Origin of the sequence: Rhodococcus sp. GA1 (assembly GCF_024321955.1) — a bacterium.
GTDB classification, from domain to species: domain Bacteria; phylum Actinomycetota; class Actinomycetes; order Mycobacteriales; family Mycobacteriaceae; genus Rhodococcus; species Rhodococcus pyridinivorans.
The window spans coordinates 347121-364912 of sequence record NZ_CP097186.1 but is presented as its reverse complement, the minus strand read 5'-3'; the positions used below and the strand labels follow the sequence as shown (position 1 = coordinate 364912).

The window sequence follows — 17792 nt, the reverse complement described above, 5'->3', positions numbered from 1 at the left end:
GGAGGTTAGTGCCGGTGACGCACCGCACGCGGGAGGCGCGCCGATTCCGGCGAACGGCACGGGCGTGGCAGCATGGGCAGCGGGTCCGGACCACACGTCCTGTGTGCGACCCGGCAGACGCTGCCCTGCGCGACGGCGCGCAGTGCCCGAAGAACGAGGATCGATGACCGGCTTGGAGAACACGAACGTCGGATCTGCGGTGCCCGCGGAGTACCCCGCGCGGAGGATCCTGCCCCATGCGCCCCTGCTGGCGGCCGCGCGCGGTGAGAAGCCGGCCCACCGGCCCGTGTGGTTCATGCGCCAGGCCGGCCGCTCCCTGCCCGAGTACCGGGAGATCCGGGCCGGGATCGGCATGCTCGAATCGTGCTTCGACCCCGAACTGGTCTGCGAGATCACGATGCAGCCGGTGCGGCGGCACAAGGTCGACGCCGCCATCCTCTTCTCCGACATCGTCGTCCCGCTCAAGGCCGCCGGGATCGACCTCGACATCGTCGCCGGCACGGGCCCGGTCGTCGCGAACCCCGTCCGCACCGCCGCCGACGTCACCGCGCTGCCGACCCTCGAGGCCGAAGAGGTCGGAGCGGTCGCCCGCGCGGTCGGTCTGCTGACCCGCGAACTCGGCGACACCCCGCTCATCGGGTTCGCGGGCGCGCCCTTCACCTTGGCCTCATATCTCGTCGAAGGCGGCCCGAGCCGCAACCACGAGCGCACCAAGGCGCTCATGCACGCCGACCCGAAGACCTGGCACGCCCTCCTCGGCAAGCTCACCGACGTCGCCATCGCCTTCCTGCGCGCGCAGATCGGCGCCGGTGTCGACGCCGTCCAGCTCTTCGACTCGTGGGCCGGCGCCCTCTCGCTCGCCGACTACCGCGAGTACGTCCTGCCGCACTCCGAGCGTGTCTTCGCCGAGATCGCCGGTGCGGGGGTGCCGCGCATCCACTTCGGTGTCGGCACCGGTGAGCTCCTCGGCGCCATGGGTGAGGCGGGCGCCGACGTGGTCGGCGTCGACTGGCGCATCCCGCTCGACGTCGCCGCGACCCGCGTCGGCCCCGGCAAGGCCCTGCAGGGCAACCTCGACCCCGCGATTCTGTTCGCGGGCCGGGAGGTCGTCGAACGCGAGGTGCGCCGCATCGTCGCCGAGGCCGACCGTGCTCTCGAGGCCGGCGCCATCGGACACATCTTCAATCTCGGTCACGGCGTGCTGCCCGACACCGATCCCGATGCCATCACCCGAGTGGTCGAGCTGGTGCATTCGCTGTGACCCCGCCGACGGTCGCGGTCGTCGGCGGTGGGATCAGCGGGCTCGTCGCCGCGTATCGGCTGCGTCGTTCGCTCGGCGCCGCCGCCCGCATCGTCGTGCTCGAGCGATCGTCGCGGCTCGGCGGCAAGCTCCGCACGGTCCCGCTCGCGGGTGATCCTGTCGACGTCGGCGCCGAGGCGTTCATCGCACGCCGACCCGAGGTGGTCGCGCTCGTCGAGGAACTCGGCCTGAGCGCCCACATCGTCCACCCCTCGGCTGCCCGTCCGCTCCTGTACGCCGACGCGCGACTGCATCCGCTGCCGGCGGGCACGCTCATGGGCATCCCCGCCTCGGCGCAGGCCGTGGAGGGTCTCGTCGACGACGAGACCCTGGCGCGCATTGCCGCCGAACCCACAGTGCCGTTCCACTGGGACCGGGACTCCGACGTCTCCGTCGCGGATCTCGTCCGATCCCGCTTCGGTGAGCAGGTGGTGCAGCGCAGCGTCGACCCGCTGCTCGGTGGGGTGTACTCGGGGCTGTCCGACACCGCGGGTGTCCGTGCCACCGTCCCGACGCTCGCCGCGGCCCTCGACGCCGGCGCGACGAGCCTGAGCGACGCCGTCGCCCGCGCTCTGCCCCCGAAGTCGGACGCCCCGGTCTTCGGGACGCTGCGCGAGGGCTACGGCGTGCTGATCCAAGCCCTCGTCCGTGAGGCCGACGCCGAGTTCCTCTACGGCACAGCCGCATCCGGACTGAAGCGCAGCGGTGGCCGGTGGTCGGTCGATCCGCTCGGCGAGGTCGACGGTGTGGTGCTCGCCGTGCCCGCCCCGGACGCCGCCCGGCTGCTCTCCGACAGTGTCCGATCCGCCGCGCAGTGCGTCGCGCAGATCCCGCTCGCCTCGTCGGTGGTGGTCGCGCTCGCGTTGCCGCACGACGCCGGCCTGCCGCAGAACTCCGGGATCCTCGTCGCGACGGGGGAGGAACTGTCGGCGAAGGCCTTCACGCTGTCGAGCCGCAAGTGGCCGCACCTCGCCGAACGTCCCGTCGCACTCGCGCGTGCGTCGTTCGGACGGTTCGGCGACGACGCGCTCGTCGACGCGTCCGAGGCCGACCTGATTGCGCTGGCCCGCGCGGATCTCGCGACCGTCACCGGAGTCGACGCCGAACCGGTGGCCGCCTTCGTGCAGCGGTGGCACGGCGGGCTGCCGCAGTACCGCGAACACCACGGCGAGATCGTCGCCGCCTTCGAGGCCGAGATCGCAGGGATCGACGGACTCGAGGTCGCCGGCGCGATGCTGCACGGTGTGGGTGTACCCGCATGTGTCGCAACAGGCACGGCTGCAGCCGCACGCCTGACTGCACGAATGGAAGGATGAACGTCATGGCACGTCTCGACTACGACAAGCTCAATTCCACCCTCCGTTACACGATGTGGTCGGTCTTCCAGGTCCGGCCCGGCGTCCTCGGCGACGACCGCGCCGCGGCGATCGAGGACGCGAAAGCGTTCTTCGCCCGCTTCGACGAGACCGACGTGATCGTGCGCGGTATCTACGATGTGGCCGGCACCCGCGCGGACGCCGATTTCATGATCTGGACGCACGCCGAGCACATCGAGGATCTGCAGAAGCTGTACGCCGACTTTCGGCGCACCACGATCCTCGGCCGCGCGAGCACCCCGGTCTGGTCGAACACCGCACTGCACCGACCCGCGGAGTTCAACAAGAGCCACCTGCCCGCCTTCATCGCGGGGGAGGAGCCGGGCAACTACGTGTGCGTGTACCCCTTCGTGCGGTCCTACGAGTGGTACCTCCTGCCCGACGAGCAGCGTCGCAAGATGCTCGCCGACCACGGCATGGCGGCCCGCGGCTACCCCGATGTCCGCGCCAACACCGTTCCGGCCTTCGCGCTCGGCGACTACGAGTGGATCCTCGCCTTCGAGGCGCCGGAACTGCACCGCATCGTCGATCTCATGCGCGACCTGCGTGCCACCGACGCGCGCCTGCACGTCCGGGAGGAGACCCCCTTCTTCACCGGACCGCGGGTCGACGTCGAAGCCCTCGTCGCGTCGCTGCCCTGACGTGACCTCGACGAGCGCGGTGCCACCCGAGGGAGAAGGTCGTCTGTTCTCCCAGATGGCGCACTGGGGGATGTTCTCGGCGCAGGCACGCGACGGCGAGGTCGTCGCCGTGCGGCCCTACGCCGGGGACCGCGACCCCTCACCGATCCTCGGGAACATCCCCGGATCGGTGCGGCACCGTGCTCGCATCGCCGGTCCGGCCGTCCGTCGCGGCTGGCTCGAGAACGGACCGGGACCGAGCACACGACGCGGCGACGACGAGTACGTCGCGGTCTCGTGGGACGAACTCACCGAGATCCTCGCGGGCGAACTGCAGCGCGTAAAGGACCGGCACGGCAACCGGGCGATCTTCGGCGGCTCCTACGGCTGGTCCGCCCCGGGCCGGTTCCACCACGCACAGAGCCAGGTGCACCGCTTCCTGAAGATGTTCGGCGGCTACACCCGCTCGGTGCACTCCTACTCGCTCGGCGCGACCGGCGTGATCATGCCGCACGTCGTAGGCACCCACTGGAAACTGTTCGCGCGCTCGACCTCCTGGGAGGTCATCGCCCGCGAGACCGATCTGATGGTGTGCTTCGGCGGGATCCCGCTGAAGAACACCGCCGTCAACGACGGCGGCACGAGCGATCACCCCACCCGCGACGCCCTCGACCGGATGCGGGCCCGCGGCGGACGGATCGTCTCGTTCAGCCCGATCCGCAGCGACGTGCACGGTGAGCACGAGTGGCTCGCGCCCCGGCCGGGCACCGACGTCGCGATCATGCTCGCCCTCGGTTATGTCCTGGCCACCGAGGGTCTGGCCGACCGTGAGTTCCTCGACCGCTACTGCACCGGTTACGACCGCTTCGAGGAGTACCTGCTCGGCCGCACCGACGGCGTCCCGAAGACCCCCGAGTGGGCCGCCGGACTGTCGGGCATCCCGGCCGGAACCCTCGTCGACCTCGCGCGACGCATGGCCCGTGGCCGCACCCTGGTGTCGGTCACATGGTCGCTGCAACGCGTGCGGCACGGCGAGCAGGCGCCCTGGGCGGGCGTGACCCTCGCCGCGATGCTCGGCCAACTCGGCGTTCCCGGGGGCGGTTTCGGCCACGGCTACGGTTCGATGAACGAACCCGGTCTCGCGCCCGTCCCGTATCCGCTGCCCACCCTGTTCCAGGGCAACAACGACGTCGAGGACTTCATCCCCGTCGCCGCGATCTCCGACCTGCTGTTGCGACCGGGGGAGCAGTTCGACTACGACGGCCGTCGCCTGACCTTCCCGGACATCCGGCTCGTGTACTGGGCGGGTGGCAATCCCTTCCACCACCACCAGGACATCGGCCGGCTCCGCCGCGCCCTGCAGCGGCCCGACACGATCGTCGTCCACGACCCGTACTGGACGCCGATGGCCAAGCACGCCGACATCGTCGTGCCGTCGACCACGGCGCTCGAGCGCGACGACCTGACGTGCACGCGCAACGATCCGCTGCTCGTCGCGATGCAGGCTGCCGTCCCACGCTTCGCCGACGCCCGCGACGACTACGACACCTGCACCGCTCTCGCCCACCGCCTCGGCTTCGGCGAGCAGTTCACCGAGGGCCGGACCTCCCGGGAGTGGCTCGAACACCTCTACGAGCAGTGGCGCGGTTTCGTCCTCGCCGACGACCGGCGCACCGAGGACCCGCCGCCCTTCGACGACTTCTGGTACGGCGGACCGGTCCGGATGCGGACCGAGGACGATCTGACCCTCTTCGAGGACTTCCGGTCCGATCCCGCGGCGAACCCGCTGCGGACTCCCAGCGGACTGCTCGAGATCTTCTCCGCCGATATCGACTCGTTCGGCTACGACGACTGCGCCGGGCACCCCACCTGGTACGAACCCGACGAATGGCTCGGCTCCCCGCGGGTCGAGCGGTTCCCACTGCACCTGATCGCCAATCAGCCGGCCACGCGCCTGCACGGGCAGCTCGATCACGGCCCGGTGAGCCAGGCGTCGAAGATCCGTGGCCGTGAACCGATCCGGATGCGTCCCGACGACGCTGTCGCGCGAGGTCTGGAAGCCGGCGACATCGTCCGCGTCTTCAACGATCGTGGTTCGTGCCTCGCCGGGGTGGTCCTCGACGACGGTCTGCTGCCGAACGTCGTCCAGCTCGCGACGGGAGCCTGGTACGACCCGCTGGATCCGTCCGATCCCGGATCGATGTGCGTGCACGGGAACGCGAACGTGCTCACCCCCGACGTCGGCACGTCGTCGCTGTCGCACGGATGCACGGGGCAGCACGTGCTCGTCGACATCGAGCGGTTCGACGGCGAGTTGCCGCCCATCCGGGCCTACGATCCGCCGGTCGTCCGGCAGCGCTGAGCGGTCACAGTCCGAGTGACGACTGGACCCCACGCAGGGTGGCCGCGGAGGCGGCCAGCCCCGCTTCCTCCTCCGACGACAACGGCACATCGAGCACGGTGTGCGCGCCGCGCGCGTCGACGACGGTGGGAAGCGAGAGGCAGACGTCCTGCAGACCGTGCCGCCCGGTTTGCAGCGTCGACACCGCGAGCACCCGGCGCTGGTTCCGCAGCACGGCCTCCACGATGCGGGCACTCGACAGTCCGATCGCGAGATTCGTGGCGCCCTTGCCGCGGATGATCTCGTAGGCGCTGCGCACGACCTCCTCGAAGAGTTCGGCGCGGGTGTCCGGTCCGAAGACGGGTCGTCCGTCGACGGCGAAGGACTCCACCGGCACGCCGCCGATCGTCGCACTCGACCACAGGGCGACCTCCGAGTCGCCGTGTTCCCCCACGACGAACGCGTGAACGTTCTCGACCGCGACGTCGGCGCGGTGGGCGAGCAGATACCGCAGCCGGCCGGAATCGAGCACCGTGCCCGACCCGAAGATCCGGCCGTCCGAGACGCCGGTCGCCGCGATCGCGGCGCGGGTGACGATGTCGACCGGATTACTGACGAAGACGATCACTGCATCGGGGGAGACGGACAGCAGGCCGGGAGTCAGGTCCCGTGTCAGGGCGACGTTCGCCGCCGCGAGATCCAGACGCGACTGGCCGGGATGCTGCTTGGCCCCCGCGGTCACGACGATCAGATCGGAACCGGCGGTGACCGCGATGTCGTCGCTGCCCTCGATCCGGCACGACGGCGCGAACTGCGTGCCGTGGTTCAGGTCCAGGACCTCCGCGCGCACCTTCGCGGAGTTCGTGTCGAACAGCGCGATCGCGTCTGCCGAACCCCTGAGTAGACATGCATACGCCACCGCGGTACCGACGCTCCCGGCGCCGACGACGGACAGCTTCGTGTGTCGCCGGATTCTCGTACCCGTCTCAGCCATGCGAGACATTGTGGCAAACCGGCCCCTCGGTCGGTAGCCTCGCGGCACATGACTCGGTCCGCATCGGGACATTCCCTGCGAGCGGCCGGCCCGCCGCGATGGCGGCGATGCGACTGCTCGAGGAGATCTAGCCGAGCCGACCTGCCACTGTCGCTCAGCCGTTAGCCTCGGGACATGGCCGAGACCCCCTTCGATGCCGTCCTGTTCGACTTCTCCGGCACCCTGTTCCGGCTCGAGGAGGACGAGAGCTGGCTCGCGGACGTCACCGACCACGAGGGCAGACCCTTCGACGTGCACCGGCAGGCCGAACTCATGCGGCGGCTGACGCAACCCGTCGGGCAGCCCGTCGAGATGGACGCCGACGAGCACCACGCGTGGACCAACCGCGACCGCGAACCGCGCTGGCACCGCGAGGCCTACCTGACGGTGCTGCGCAGATCGGGCGTGGCCGATCCCGAACAGGCACAGGCGCTCTACGAGAAGGTGACCGACCCCGACTGCTGGACCGTCTATCCCGACACCGTCCCCGTCATCGAGGCGCTCGCTGGAGACGGGATCGCCGTCGGCGTGGTGAGCAACATCGCCTTCGACCTGCGGCCGGCCTTCGCGCGGCTCGGTATCGACGACCTCGTGTCGGTGTTCGCGCTGTCCTTCGAAGTGGGCGCCGTCAAGCCCGAACCGGAGATCTTCCGCCACGCCGTCGACAGACTCGGTGTCGACCCGCGACGGACGCTGATGATCGGCGACAGCGAGAAGGCGGACGGTGCCGCCCGGTCGATCGGATGCGCGTTCGAACTCGTCGAACCGACACCGACCACCGAGCGGCACGACGCGCTGTGGACCGCGCTGGCCGCGGCCGGGATCACTCCGACCGAACCAGGCGCAGGGAGATCGAGTTGATGCAGTACCGCTTGTCGGTGGGCGTCGGGTAACCCTCGCCCTCGAAGACGTGCCCGAGATGGCTGTGGCACGTCGCGCACACCACCTCGATGCGCCGCATGCCCAGCGAGTTGTCCTCGCGCAGGATCACGGCGTCGGAGTCGGCGGGGTCGAAGAACGACGGCCACCCGCAGTGGGAGTGGAACTTCTCGGTGCTGCGGAACAGTTCGGCACCGCACGCGCGGCATTCGTAGATGCCCTCGGTCTCGGTGTCGGTGTACTCGCCGACGAAGGGACGCTCGGTGCCGGCCTGACGCAACACGGCGAATTCGGCGGGAGTGAGCTTCGCGCGCCATTCCTCGTCGGTGTGGACGACCTTGGGTGCGGGTTCGGATCGAGGAGCAGACGTCATGATCTCCACGCTAACCGCGCTCGGCGCGCGCGTCACGTCTGCACCGGCACGGACGATCACGTCCGTGCGGGCTGCTTCTCCTCGAGCAGGTGCGACGGCTCGATGCCGTCTGCCAGGCGCCCTTCGCGCTTCGCGACGAGGTAACGGTCGAGCAGGACGGCGAAGACGACGATGAGCAGCAGCGACCAGCCGAAGGTTGTCTTCATGTACTCCGCCGCGCGCCCGGCCTCCACCCACCGGTTCGACAGCCACGAGTCGTAGCTCAGGAAGCCGTAGACGGCGAGCCAGGCGGGCCAGTTCCGCATCACGGAGTTCGGCAGCAGCACCGTCATCAGCAGAGGGAACAGCATCATCGAGTAGTACATCTGGCCGAGCGATCCGAGCAGGAACGAAGCCGCGAGCAACACACCGCCGGCGGTGCACACGAAGAACACCTCGTCGTGGCGGCAGTAGCGGTAGAGCAACCACACCGACACCGCGACCATCACCGCGAGCACCGCCCGCAGACCGAAGATCAGCCAGGCCGGGAGCCCGTAGTACATGCCGTTGCCGACGATCGCGCTGTTGAAGTAGTCGCGGGACTCGAGCAGGTACGGCACGGTGTGCTCGACGAACTGCCACGCGTCGACCGACAGGGGCCACGCGATGATCGTCAGCGCGATCGGGACACCCGCGGCGGTGATGAAGACCTTCCACTGTCCGCGCACGAGCGGGAGCAACAGCAGGGGAGCGAGGATCGGTTTGACGGCGAAGGTCAGGCCGAGCGCAGCCCCCGCCCACAGATCACGTCGTTTGAGCAGCAGCGTCAGGAACGCGATCTCGCCGAGCAGGACGAGACCGTTGATGTTCGTGAAGACGAGCGTGTTCGTCACCGTCTCGGACGCGAACGCGGCGAAGACCAGCACCGGCGCGATCGGCGAATCGAGTCGCAGACCGAACATGCGCAGCAACAGGTAGAGCGCGACGAGGATCGCGATCGCATTGGCGAGGATGAACAACCACCGCGACCGCTCGGGGTCGATCACCGCGATCGGGGCGATCAACAACGTGCCGGAAGGCGGATAGAGGTAGTGGGGATCGACCCACTGGAACTCGGCGGTGTACACCGGCCGGCGGTTGAGGAAGGCCAGCGCGGCGTTGTAGACCGGGGTGAAGTCGTCCGTCCGGAACCCGTTGACCGCTTTGATTACGACCCGGTGCAGAACCGTCAGTATGGCCAGGGGCCACACCACAGCCTTGACCACCTCGGCGGTCGTGCGTGCGGTCCGGGGTTCGAGACTTCTGAGGAACACTACGGCACGGTACACCGCGGGCCTGCGGACCCGTGCACACGCCCTGCCCCCGACCGGGGAACGTCACGCGGGGCACAGGCTCCCGTTGGGTGGAAGTTCTCCGTCGGACAGATAGGTCTCCACCCGCGCCTGCACGCATCCCGAGTGCAGGACCGCCGAGTAACCGGCACCCTGCCACGACAGTGACGCCCAGGCGATACCGCCTGCGGTGAGCACACCGGTCACCGACTCCACGCCGGCATTGCCCACGACCGGGTCCGCGGCCCCCGAGGAGACGAGCACGGGCACGTCGAGCGCCGCCGGCAGCGGCGGGGGAGGCAGGCTCGGCCACGCCGCACATGCCGTCAGGCCCGTCGCCAGATCCGCGCCGTACAGCGGATAGAGGGTGGACCAACTCCGGGCGAGATCGCCCGCGTGGGTCGGGGTCGGCCAGCGCTGTCCGTCGCTGCACCGGGCGACGAACTGACCGTCCGTCGAGAGCCTCTCCTCGGCCACACCGACCAGTTCGATGAGCGGCATGACATCGCCGTCCCGCGCGGCTGCGAGGACGTCCGCCACCTCACGGACGCGGGCCTGCAGATCGGCGCGCGGCGTGCCGAGGACACCCGTCAGCGCCGTGAGGAAGGAATTGGCCGAGACCGGCGCGAGTTCACCCTCGGTGGCCTGCTCGTGCAGATCCTCGATCGCCGCGCGCGGATCGTCGCCCAGGGCGCAGTCGAGGGCGGTGCACTGCCGGGCGAAGGCATCGACGGCGGCCTCCGCGCCGCGGGCCTGCGACTCGGCCATGAGTTCGGCGTCGGCGGTGGCCGCGGCGGGGGAGTCGAGGACGAGACGGCCGACCGCGCCCGGATAGGCGGCGGCGTAGGCGAGCGCGACCGTCGCACCGTTCCCCACCCCGAGGAGACCGATCCGGTCCACGCCCCATGCCTGCCGGAGGCGTTCGATGTCGTCGGCGGCGTGTGATGCGCCGAACATCAGCTGCTGCGGCTGCAGGTAGTCGGTGCACGAGACGGTCGCCTGACGACCCAGATCGGCGACGCGTTCGGGTGCATCGCCGGTGCGGCCGAATTGTCCGAGATCGCCGAGACCGCGACGATCAGCAGGAAAGATGCAGTCGATCGCGAGCGAGTTGCCGATCCCGCGCCGATCCACCGCGACGATCGGACGCATCGCCAGTGCACCCGACATCGCGCCGGTCGCCATGGCGGTCAGTGCGCGCGTCGACGCGACGTCGGCGCCGGTCGTGAGAACCAGCGGCGCCACGTCGGTGGGGGTGTCGGGCAGTCGTGCGCGCATGACTGCCAGCGGGAAGGTGCCCGTCACGGTGCCGGCCGCATCGATCGGGGCGACGACCTCCGCGCACTCGAGAACGAGGCCCTGGGCACCCGGCGGTGCGTCGAACGAGGAGAGCGTCTCGTCCGTGCAGTTCCGCCACGCCGGTTCGGCCGACGGCACCGGAAGTTCGGGTACCTCGGTCTCGTCCTGCGGGGTCCCGTCGACGGCGCCACCGGGATCGTCGCGCACCACGGCGACGTCGGGACGTATCGACGGTCCTGCTCCGCACGCGGTCGACGCCGCGGCAACCGTGATCAACATCGCGGCGATCACTCCCGATCTGCGCATGCGCACAGCCTGCCAGGTTTACCGGCGGCCGCGCGCAACCGGTGGTCGAGCGGCCGATCCGAAGTGTCCTCCCGGTGCATGACGCCGAGGTGAACGCCGTGTGAAGTAGGTCGCATTCCGGATTCGAGTGAGGATCCGAGCATGATGCGGTCGTACCCTGGGCTGATGCACGAACGTCTCGTCGACCGCAATCCGGTGGTGCCTGCAGACCAGTTGGTGGCGCAGATGGTGCCCCCCGCGATGTTCGACGAGGTGAGCTTCGAGTCGTACATTCCGGATCCGAACGAGCCGAGCCAGGCGGCCGCGGTGACGACCGCTGCGGAGTTCGTCGGCAAGATCGGGAAGATCCGCGGCGGCAAGCGCGGCCTGTTCGGCCGCCGCTCCCAGCCGCAGGGGGCCGGCCTCTACCTCGACGGCGGCTTCGGCGTGGGCAAGACCCACCTGCTCGCCTCGATCTTCCACAGCGCACCCGCGCCCAAGGCCTTCGGCACGTTCGTCGAGCTCACCCACGTCGTCGGCGCCCTCGGGTTCAACAAGGCCGTCGAGGAGCTGTCGAACCACAGCGTGCTGTGCATCGACGAGTTCGAACTCGACGATCCGGGCGACACCATGCTCGTCTCGCGCCTGCTGACCGAACTGTCGGCCCGCGGCGTCTCGATCGTCGCGACCTCCAACACGCTCCCCGGCCAGCTGGGTGAGGGACGGTTCGCGGCACAGGACTTCCTGCGCGAGATCAAGAAGCTCGCGTCGATCTTCGAGACCATCCGCGTCGACGGCCCCGACTACCGTCACCGCGACCTGCCGCCTGCACCCGATCCGGTCGACTCGGCAGAGCTCACCGAGCGCGCCGACGCGATCCCGGGTGCGACGCTCGACGACTTCGACGAGCTGTGCGCGCACCTGAGCACGCTGCACCCGTCCCGTTACGGCAAGCTCGTCGAGGGTGTCCCCGCCGTCTTCCTCGAGGGTGTGCACCCGGCGAAGGACCAGTCGGTGGCCCTACGTCTGGTGGTCCTCGCCGACCGCATGTACGACGCGAGCATCCCCGTGACGGTCTCCGGCGCCAAGCTCGACGAGATCTTCACGCCCGAGATGCTCGCGGGCGGCTACCGCAAGAAGTACCTGCGCGCGACGTCCCGTCTGCTGGCGCTGTCCCGATTCGAGGTTGCCGCGGGCTGATCGGATACCCGGCGCTCATGCGCGCCGGGTCGACCTCCACCCCATCACCGGCTCACCGGCCGTCATCCCTTCGGAGGGTGCGCTGCATGACGAAATCGTCGTGCGTCTGCGCCCCCACGACGAATGTGCGCGTGCCCACCACCTCGAAGCCCTGCTTCTCGTAGAAGCGCCGGGCGCGGGTGTTCTCCTGGTTGACGCCGAGCCACAGGCCCACACGCCCGAGTGTGTGGGCCCGCGCGACGATCGCATCCATGAGCGCCGCAGAGATTCCGGAACCGTGATGGCCCGGCATCACGTACAGCTTGCTGATCTCGATCGCCGGCCGCGCCGTGATCATCGCGTCGATCGCCGGATCCTCGGGAGCGGCGTCCACTGCCATCAGATAACCGACGATCTCCTCACCCGCGCGCGCCTCGAGAACGATGCGTTCGGGGGAGGACAGGTACTCGGCGAACTTCTCCGCGCTGAGGGTGCGCTCGATGAAGTCGGCGATGTCGTCCTCGGCGGCGTCCTGAGGGCAGGCGAGCGGGAAGGTCGCGGCGGCGACCTGAGCGATTGCCTCGGCGTCCCAGATGCCCGCCTCGTCGACGGAGACTGCTTCTTCGAGTGGTGGCATGGACATGCACACCAGTGAAGCACTCGGACGGGACGATACGGCAGGTGCCCCGCGTGTCGATGCGAGACGGAGACACGAGCCCGGACGCGAGACGGAGAAGGGTCCGGATATGGCTGAACCCCAGCCTTGGATGGGGGGTCATGGCTGGGGTTCGACACCATCGGGGGGATGGCAACATCCACGCTACATGAGGGATCCCTCAGGTTCCAGCGACCGTGGTCACGGTTGCGTCACACGGTCCCGTGGATGCGACTTGCACGAAATGTCGGTGCGTTGTACCGTCGCGGCTATGAAGCGCGTACTCGTAGTTCACCGCCGTAGCGGGGTCTGATTCGGACCGACCCCTCGCTGCGGGTCGTTGAGCTACGCGTCGGTCCTTCCTTCTCGTGGAAGACCACTACGAACGATGAACGCCTTCACCTCCTTCTCGGGTTTCGCTCCGATGTTCCCCTCTGGCACCCCTGATGCCGATCCGTTCTTCGCCCGCTACGGACGCGGCCTTCCTCGGGGATTGCGCGAGGAAGCCTCCGGCATGAGTTGGACGGAGTTCGAATCCACCTACGGTGCGCAGCACGGCCCGGTCCGCCTCGGTGGCTGGACCGCGACGGCCCTGGGTGCGGGACGCAGCGCCTTCGAGGCGACGATCGCGATCGGCGACACGATCCATACGGCATCCGCCACGACCTGCGGACCGATCGCCGCGATGACCGCGATGCTGTACGACCTCGGGCTGAACATCGAGATCCTGTCGTTCCACCGCCACGACCTCGGTGAGATGTCCGCGACCTTCCTGCTGTGCCGCTCCGGCGAGCGCACGACCTGGGTGATGGGCACGGGCGAGACCGGCAACGAGTCGTCGCTGCGGGCGATGATCGCGGGGATCAACACGCTCGGCGCGTGACGCGCCGGTCCGGTGCGGGGAATACCTCCGCACCGGATCACCCGTTGCCGGATTCTCACCGGGTGGCCCGGACGATCGGCGGTCTCCACGAACGAATGCGTCTCCACGAACGAATGAAGGCTCCCTTCGAAATTCGAAGGGAGCCTTCATCTTCTGTGCGCGATACTGGGATTGAACCAGTGACCTCTTCCGTGTCAGGGAAGCGCTCTCCCGCTGAGCTAATCGCGCCGGCATGGTGATCGCCGGAATGGAGCGGATGACGGGATTCGAACCCGCGACCCTCACCTTGGCAAGGTGATGCGCTACCAGCTGCGCTACATCCGCATGTGCACGTTCTTTCGGTGAACCGGCTCGGCCCACGTGCTGGTCGAACCTGGTGCGCGATACTGGGATTGAACCAGTGACCTCTTCCGTGTCAGGGAAGCGCTCTCCCGCTGAGCTAATCGCGCGAGGTGGAGACGGGAATCGAACCCGTGTGCACGGCTTTGCAGGCCGTTGCCTCACCACTCGGCCACTCCACCGTAAAAGGTCGAGTCCAACCTCTCGAGCGGATGACGGGATTCGAACCCGCGACCCTCACCTTGGCAAGGTGATGCGCTACCAGCTGCGCTACATCCGCATTCGCACCGTTCGGCGTCGTGCTCTCCGTGGTGCGGTTCAAAACAGTAGCCGAGCATCTACGAAACGCACAAATCCGCAGGTCAACGGCAGAAAACCGGCAGATTTCGCGAAGGTGACGGGCTGATGACCCCTGCGGGAGGCGACGAATAGGGCTTCGGAGGCCGAGCCCGCGTCCCCCGCTCGTGTCGCTCCGGCCGACACTTGCGTTCCCCGGTCCTCCCGAGTTGAGGGCCGTCCACGTCCCGGGGCTCCGGGTGCGCCTTCTCGTCTCTACGAGCACGGTTTCCTGCCCGCTCGCGTACGCGCGCGAGAGGCGCCACCCGAACGCGCTGCACGGAACATCCGCGTCGAAACGCTGGGACCAGGCGATTCGTCTTCATGGCGGGAGCGTGTTAGTGTTCCATCTCGTTCGAGCCGCTGCGGAGCGGCCCGGTCCCGTGGCTCAGTGGAAGAGCGTCCCGTTCACACCGGGGAGGTCGCTGGTTCGATCCCAGCCGGGACCACCGAGATCGGCAGTGACGAAAGGCACCCCCGCAGGGGTGCCTTTTTTCGTACCTTGATGAAATCGTTGAGCGAGCGTGGCGCCCGGTCGGGTGGTCGCCCGCGAGCGCTTGTTTCCTTCGAACCGCAACGGCCCCCTCGGGCCCGACCACGCGTGTCGTGTGGGCACAGCTGTGGTGCTTGTGGCCGAAGTGCGCGTAGTGATGGCAGGATCGTGGTCGTCGAGGAGGGCACGTCCGGATGAGCGTTGCGGACAGCGAATGGCCGGTCGTGGGGGCGACCGGAGCGAGATTCGGATCCGGTCGGTCCCGTCGACGTCGGCGGCCGGCGGATCACGCCGTGCCGGTACGGAATCACCGCGAGCCGGGCCCCGTCGTGGACGAGGTCACGGCAGCCGAGATGTACCGTCCCGCAGCGCAGCCGGTCGACACAGCGCAGCCGGTCGACAGAGCGTTGTCGGTCGACAGAGCGTTGTCGGGCGGTGCAGCGCAGCCGGCCGGCCGGAATACGGGCACCGGGACCAGTGTGGGAATCGAGGACATGAACCAGTCAGAGACGTCGTCGTTCGTGCGCCCGTTCGTGCGGAGCGGGGGACGCACCCGAGCCGAGGTGGAGCTGCCTCTCGAAGTGCTCGTGTCGGCCGTCCCCTCCGCGATGGGCAGTGAGTCCGGTCCGGCGATGGACGAGCATCGCCTCGTGCTGGCGTTGTGCGCCCAGCCGAGATCGATCATGGAGATCGCGGCCCTCGCGCAGATCCCGCTCGGTGTCGCGCGCGTGCTCGTCGGGGATCTCGCGGCGACCGGCGAGATCACCGTGCACCGCACGGCCGACAAGGTGGGACCGAACGTCGAACTGCTCGAACGGGTGCTGACGGGTCTCAACCACCTCTGAGTTTCTCCGCTCGGCTCCCTGTGTTCGCTGCCCGGGCGGATGTCGATAGCATGATGAAGTTGCCGTGTGCTTGCGATCGTCGACCGCAGCACGCGTCCGGCGACGACCACGTATCAGGCATCGAGCCGAGGAGTCCGTCACAGTGACCACGCCCGCATCCGCGAAACCAGCCACGATCGTCCGGGTGCCCGCGGGGACCACTGCGGGCGCGGCGGTCCGTGACGCGGGTCTGCCCACCAAGGGACCCGAGACGATCGTGGTCGTCCGCGACTCGGAAGGCACGCTGCACGATCTTTCGTGGACGCCGGAATCGGACGTCGAGGTCGAGGCCGTCGGCGCCGACACCGAGGACGGTCGCAGCGTCATCCGCCACTCGGCCGCCCACGTGCTCGCACAGGCCGTGCAGCAGGAGTTCCCGGAGGCGAAGCTCGGCATCGGCCCGCCCATCCGCGACGGCTTCTACTACGACTTCCAGGTCGAGCGTCCCTTCACGCCCGAAGATCTCGCGAAGCTCGAGAAGCGGATGAAGAAGATCGTCAAGGATGCCCAGCGCTTCTCGCGTCGCGTCGTCGACAGCCTCGAGGACGCCCGCGAGGAATTGAAGGACGAACCGTTCAAACTCGAACTCATCGACGACAAGGCAGGAAGCAGTGACTTCGAGCCGGACCCCGAGGTGATGGAGGTCGGCGGCAAGGAACTGACCATCTACGACAACCTCAACCCCCGCACGGGTGAGCTCGTCTGGAAGGACCTGTGCCGCGGCCCGCACGTGCCCACCACCAAGTTCATCCCGGCGTTCAAGCTCACGCGCAGTTCCGCGGCCTACTGGCGCGGCGACCAGGACAACGCCGGCCTGCAGCGCATCTACGGCACGGCCTGGGAGTCCACCGAGGCGCTCGACGCGCACCTCGAACTCCTCGCCGAGGCCGAGCGCCGCGACCACCGCAAGCTCGGCACCGAACTCGACCTGTTCTCGTTTCCCGACGAGCTCGGCTCGGGACTGCCGGTCTTCCATCCGAAGGGCGGCATCATCCGCCAGGAGATGGAGAACTACTCGCGTCAGCGGCACGTCGAGGCCGGCTACGAGTTCGTGTACTCGCCGCACATCACCAAGGGCCACCTCTACGAGGTCTCCGGTCACCTCGACTGGTACCGCGACGGCATGTTCCCGGCGATGCACATCGACGAGGAGCTCAACGAGGACGGCACGGTTCGCAAGCCGGGTCAGGACTACTACCTCAAGCCGATGAACTGCCCGATGCACGACCTGATCTTCCGGTCGCGAGGCCGCTCGTACCGCGAGCTGCCGCTTCGCATGTTCGAGTTCGGATCCGTCTACCGCTACGAGAAGTCCGGTGTGATCCACGGGCTCACCCGTGTGCGCGGCATGACGCAGGACGACGCGCACATCTTCTGCACCCCGGAGCAGATGCGCGACGAGCTCACCAGCGTCCTGAAGTTCATCCTCGACCTGCTGAAGGATTACGGGCTCGACGACTACTACCTCGAACTGTCGACGAAGAATCCCAAGAAGTTCGTCGGCAGCGACGAGCTGTGGGACGTCGCGACCGACACCCTGCGCGAGGTCGCCGAGGCCTCGGGTCTGCACCTCGTCCCGGATCCGGGCGGTGCGGCCTTCTACGGTCCGAAAATCTCGGTGCAGGTCAAGGACGCCCTGGGCCGCAGCTGGCAGATGTCGACGATCCAGCTCGACTTCAATCTGCCGGAGCGATTCGAGCTCGAGTACACCGGCACCGACGGGGCGAAACACCGGCCCGTCATGATCCACCGGGCGCTCTTCGGGTCGATCGAGAGGTTCTTCGGCGTGCTCACCGAGCACTACGCCGGTGCCTTCCCGGCGTGGCTCTCGCCCGTCCAGGTCGTGGGCATTCCTGTGGCCGCGGACTTCGAGGACCACTTGTTCGACGTCGTGGGCAAGCTGAAGGCTCAGGGGATCCGGGCCGAGGTCGACGTCTCCGACGACCGTATGCAGAAGAAGATCCGCACCCACACCACGCAGAAGGTGCCGTTCATGCTGCTCGCCGGTGAGCGCGACGTCGCGGCGGGCGCGGTCAGTTTCCGTTTCCGCGACGGCACGCAGGTCAACGGCGTGCCGGTCGACGAGGCCGTGCGGATCGTGACCGAATGGGTCCGTCGCCGCGAGAACGCCTCGCCCACCGCCGAGCTCGTCGGTTCCGGTGGGGAAGGCAGCCCGTCGTGACGGGCGATCGCACTCCGGGGCCGGC

Annotated in this window: 14 protein-coding genes and 6 tRNA genes; 10 read left to right on the top strand and 10 right to left on the bottom strand. The window is 68.6% G+C overall.

What is annotated here, in order from left to right; all coding sequences use genetic code 11:
- Positions 1–163: 163 nt before the first annotated feature.
- From hemE to M3330_RS01765, 4 genes are read left to right on the top strand one after another with little or no spacing between them, the layout of a single operon-like run.
- Complete coding sequence (gene hemE / locus M3330_RS01780) at positions 164–1261, top strand: uroporphyrinogen decarboxylase (protein ID WP_039587069.1); 1098 nt, start codon at positions 164–166, stop codon at positions 1259–1261.
- Positions 1258–2616, top strand: a complete 1359-nt coding sequence (locus tag M3330_RS01775; protein ID WP_019289226.1) for a protoporphyrinogen oxidase — start codon at positions 1258–1260, stop codon at positions 2614–2616. Before hemE ends, M3330_RS01775 begins: the two co-directional genes overlap by 4 nt.
- A 5-nt stretch (positions 2617–2621) precedes the next feature.
- On the top strand, positions 2622–3317 hold the full coding sequence (gene hemQ / locus M3330_RS01770; protein WP_255026796.1) for a hydrogen peroxide-dependent heme synthase: 696 nt from the start codon (positions 2622–2624) through the stop codon (positions 3315–3317).
- A gap of 55 nt (positions 3318–3372) precedes the next feature.
- Positions 3373–5658, top strand: coding sequence for a molybdopterin-dependent oxidoreductase (locus M3330_RS01765; RefSeq protein ID WP_255028791.1), 2286 nt, complete (start codon positions 3373–3375; stop codon positions 5656–5658).
- A gap of 4 nt (positions 5659–5662) precedes the next feature.
- On the opposite strand, the gene M3330_RS01760 is transcribed toward M3330_RS01765, so the two are convergent.
- On the bottom strand, positions 5663–6631 hold the full coding sequence (locus M3330_RS01760) for an L-lactate dehydrogenase (RefSeq protein WP_255026794.1): 969 nt from the start codon (positions 6629–6631) through the stop codon (positions 5663–5665).
- A gap of 174 nt (positions 6632–6805) precedes the next feature.
- Between M3330_RS01760 and M3330_RS01755 the strand changes: the two genes are divergently transcribed.
- Entirely contained in the window at positions 6806–7531 is a 726-nt protein-coding gene (locus M3330_RS01755) for an HAD family hydrolase (protein WP_019289229.1), read from the top strand.
- On the opposite strand, the gene msrB is transcribed toward M3330_RS01755, so the two are convergent.
- From msrB to M3330_RS01740, 3 genes are all read right to left on the bottom strand, one after another.
- Positions 7494–7922 (bottom strand): peptide-methionine (R)-S-oxide reductase MsrB, encoded by a 429-nt coding sequence (gene msrB, locus M3330_RS01750; protein WP_033096717.1) that lies wholly within the window; start codon positions 7920–7922, stop codon positions 7494–7496. The genes M3330_RS01755 and msrB overlap by 38 nt on opposite strands.
- 56 nt (positions 7923–7978) lie before the next feature.
- A complete protein-coding gene (locus M3330_RS01745; protein ID WP_230809471.1) occupies positions 7979–9214 on the bottom strand; it encodes a glycosyltransferase family 87 protein in 1236 nt (411 codons plus the stop codon).
- 63 nt (positions 9215–9277) lie between these two features.
- Entirely contained in the window at positions 9278–10837 is a 1560-nt protein-coding gene (locus tag M3330_RS01740; protein WP_255026790.1) for an alpha/beta fold hydrolase, read from the bottom strand.
- A 165-nt stretch (positions 10838–11002) separates the two neighbouring features.
- Between M3330_RS01740 and zapE the strand changes: the two genes are divergently transcribed.
- Positions 11003–12016: a cell division protein ZapE gene (gene zapE, locus M3330_RS01735; protein ID WP_006551373.1), complete on the top strand. Its 1014-nt coding sequence runs from the start codon at positions 11003–11005 to the stop codon at positions 12014–12016.
- A 52-nt stretch (positions 12017–12068) separates the two neighbouring features.
- On the opposite strand, the gene M3330_RS01730 is transcribed toward zapE, so the two are convergent.
- The gene (locus M3330_RS01730; RefSeq protein ID WP_071934848.1) at positions 12069–12638 is read right to left on the bottom strand and encodes an N-acetyltransferase; all 570 of its coding nucleotides are present in this window, start codon (positions 12636–12638) and stop codon (positions 12069–12071) included.
- 400 nt (positions 12639–13038) lie between these two features.
- Here M3330_RS01730 and M3330_RS01725 point away from each other — a divergent pair, with 400 nt between their 5' ends.
- Positions 13039–13533 carry a 2-isopropylmalate synthase gene (locus tag M3330_RS01725; RefSeq protein WP_006551375.1) on the top strand — a complete coding sequence of 165 codons (495 nt, stop codon included), beginning with the start codon at positions 13039–13041 and terminating at the stop codon, positions 13531–13533.
- A 156-nt stretch (positions 13534–13689) separates the two neighbouring features.
- Here M3330_RS01725 and M3330_RS01720 read toward each other — a convergent pair.
- The 5 genes from M3330_RS01720 to M3330_RS01700 all read right to left on the bottom strand — a co-directional run bounded on the left by M3330_RS01720 (position 13690) and on the right by M3330_RS01700 (position 14152).
- Positions 13690–13761: transfer RNA gene (locus M3330_RS01720), tRNA-Val, on the bottom strand.
- 20 nt (positions 13762–13781) lie between these two features.
- A tRNA-Gly gene (locus M3330_RS01715) sits at positions 13782–13857 on the bottom strand.
- Between the two features lie 50 nt (positions 13858–13907).
- Positions 13908–13982 (bottom strand) — tRNA-Val (locus M3330_RS01710).
- Between the two features lies 1 nt (position 13983).
- A tRNA-Cys gene (locus tag M3330_RS01705) sits at positions 13984–14054 on the bottom strand.
- A gap of 25 nt (positions 14055–14079) precedes the next feature.
- Positions 14080–14152, bottom strand: a tRNA-Gly gene (locus M3330_RS01700).
- 433 nt (positions 14153–14585) lie between these two features.
- Between M3330_RS01700 and M3330_RS01695 the strand changes: the two genes are divergently transcribed.
- The 3 genes from M3330_RS01695 to thrS all read left to right on the top strand — a co-directional run bounded on the left by M3330_RS01695 (position 14586) and on the right by thrS (position 17767).
- Positions 14586–14657 (top strand) — tRNA-Val (locus M3330_RS01695).
- Positions 14658–14895: 238 nt separating this feature from the next.
- A complete protein-coding gene (locus M3330_RS01690; protein ID WP_255026786.1) occupies positions 14896–15546 on the top strand; it encodes a DUF742 domain-containing protein in 651 nt (216 codons plus the stop codon).
- A 142-nt stretch (positions 15547–15688) separates the two neighbouring features.
- Positions 15689–17767 (top strand): threonine--tRNA ligase, encoded by a 2079-nt coding sequence (gene thrS / locus M3330_RS01685; protein WP_006551377.1) that lies wholly within the window; start codon positions 15689–15691, stop codon positions 17765–17767.
- Positions 17768–17792 lie beyond the last annotated feature (25 nt).

What these genes read in the sequence shown, in the direction of transcription:
- hemE (WP_039587069.1), top strand. Translation starts at nt 164, where the DNA reads ATGACCGGCTTGGAGAACACGAACGTCGGATCTGCGGTGCCCGCGGAG.
- hemQ (WP_255026796.1), top strand. Translation starts at nt 2,622, where the DNA reads ATGGCACGTCTCGACTACGACAAGCTCAATTCCACCCTCCGTTACACG.
- M3330_RS01765 (WP_255028791.1), top strand. Translation starts at nt 3,373, where the DNA reads ATGGCGCACTGGGGGATGTTCTCGGCGCAGGCACGCGACGGCGAGGTC.
- M3330_RS01760 (WP_255026794.1), bottom strand. Translation starts at nt 6,631, where the DNA reads ATGGCTGAGACGGGTACGAGAATCCGGCGACACACGAAGCTGTCCGTC.
- M3330_RS01755 (WP_019289229.1), top strand. Translation starts at nt 6,806, where the DNA reads ATGGCCGAGACCCCCTTCGATGCCGTCCTGTTCGACTTCTCCGGCACC.
- msrB (WP_033096717.1), bottom strand. Translation starts at nt 7,922, where the DNA reads ATGACGTCTGCTCCTCGATCCGAACCCGCACCCAAGGTCGTCCACACC.
- M3330_RS01740 (WP_255026790.1), bottom strand. Translation starts at nt 10,837, where the DNA reads ATGCGCAGATCGGGAGTGATCGCCGCGATGTTGATCACGGTTGCCGCG.
- zapE (WP_006551373.1), top strand. Translation starts at nt 11,003, where the DNA reads ATGCACGAACGTCTCGTCGACCGCAATCCGGTGGTGCCTGCAGACCAG.
- M3330_RS01730 (WP_071934848.1), bottom strand. Translation starts at nt 12,638, where the DNA reads ATGTCCATGCCACCACTCGAAGAAGCAGTCTCCGTCGACGAGGCGGGC.
- M3330_RS01725 (WP_006551375.1), top strand. Translation starts at nt 13,039, where the DNA reads ATGAACGCCTTCACCTCCTTCTCGGGTTTCGCTCCGATGTTCCCCTCT.
- M3330_RS01690 (WP_255026786.1), top strand. Translation starts at nt 14,896, where the DNA reads ATGAGCGTTGCGGACAGCGAATGGCCGGTCGTGGGGGCGACCGGAGCG.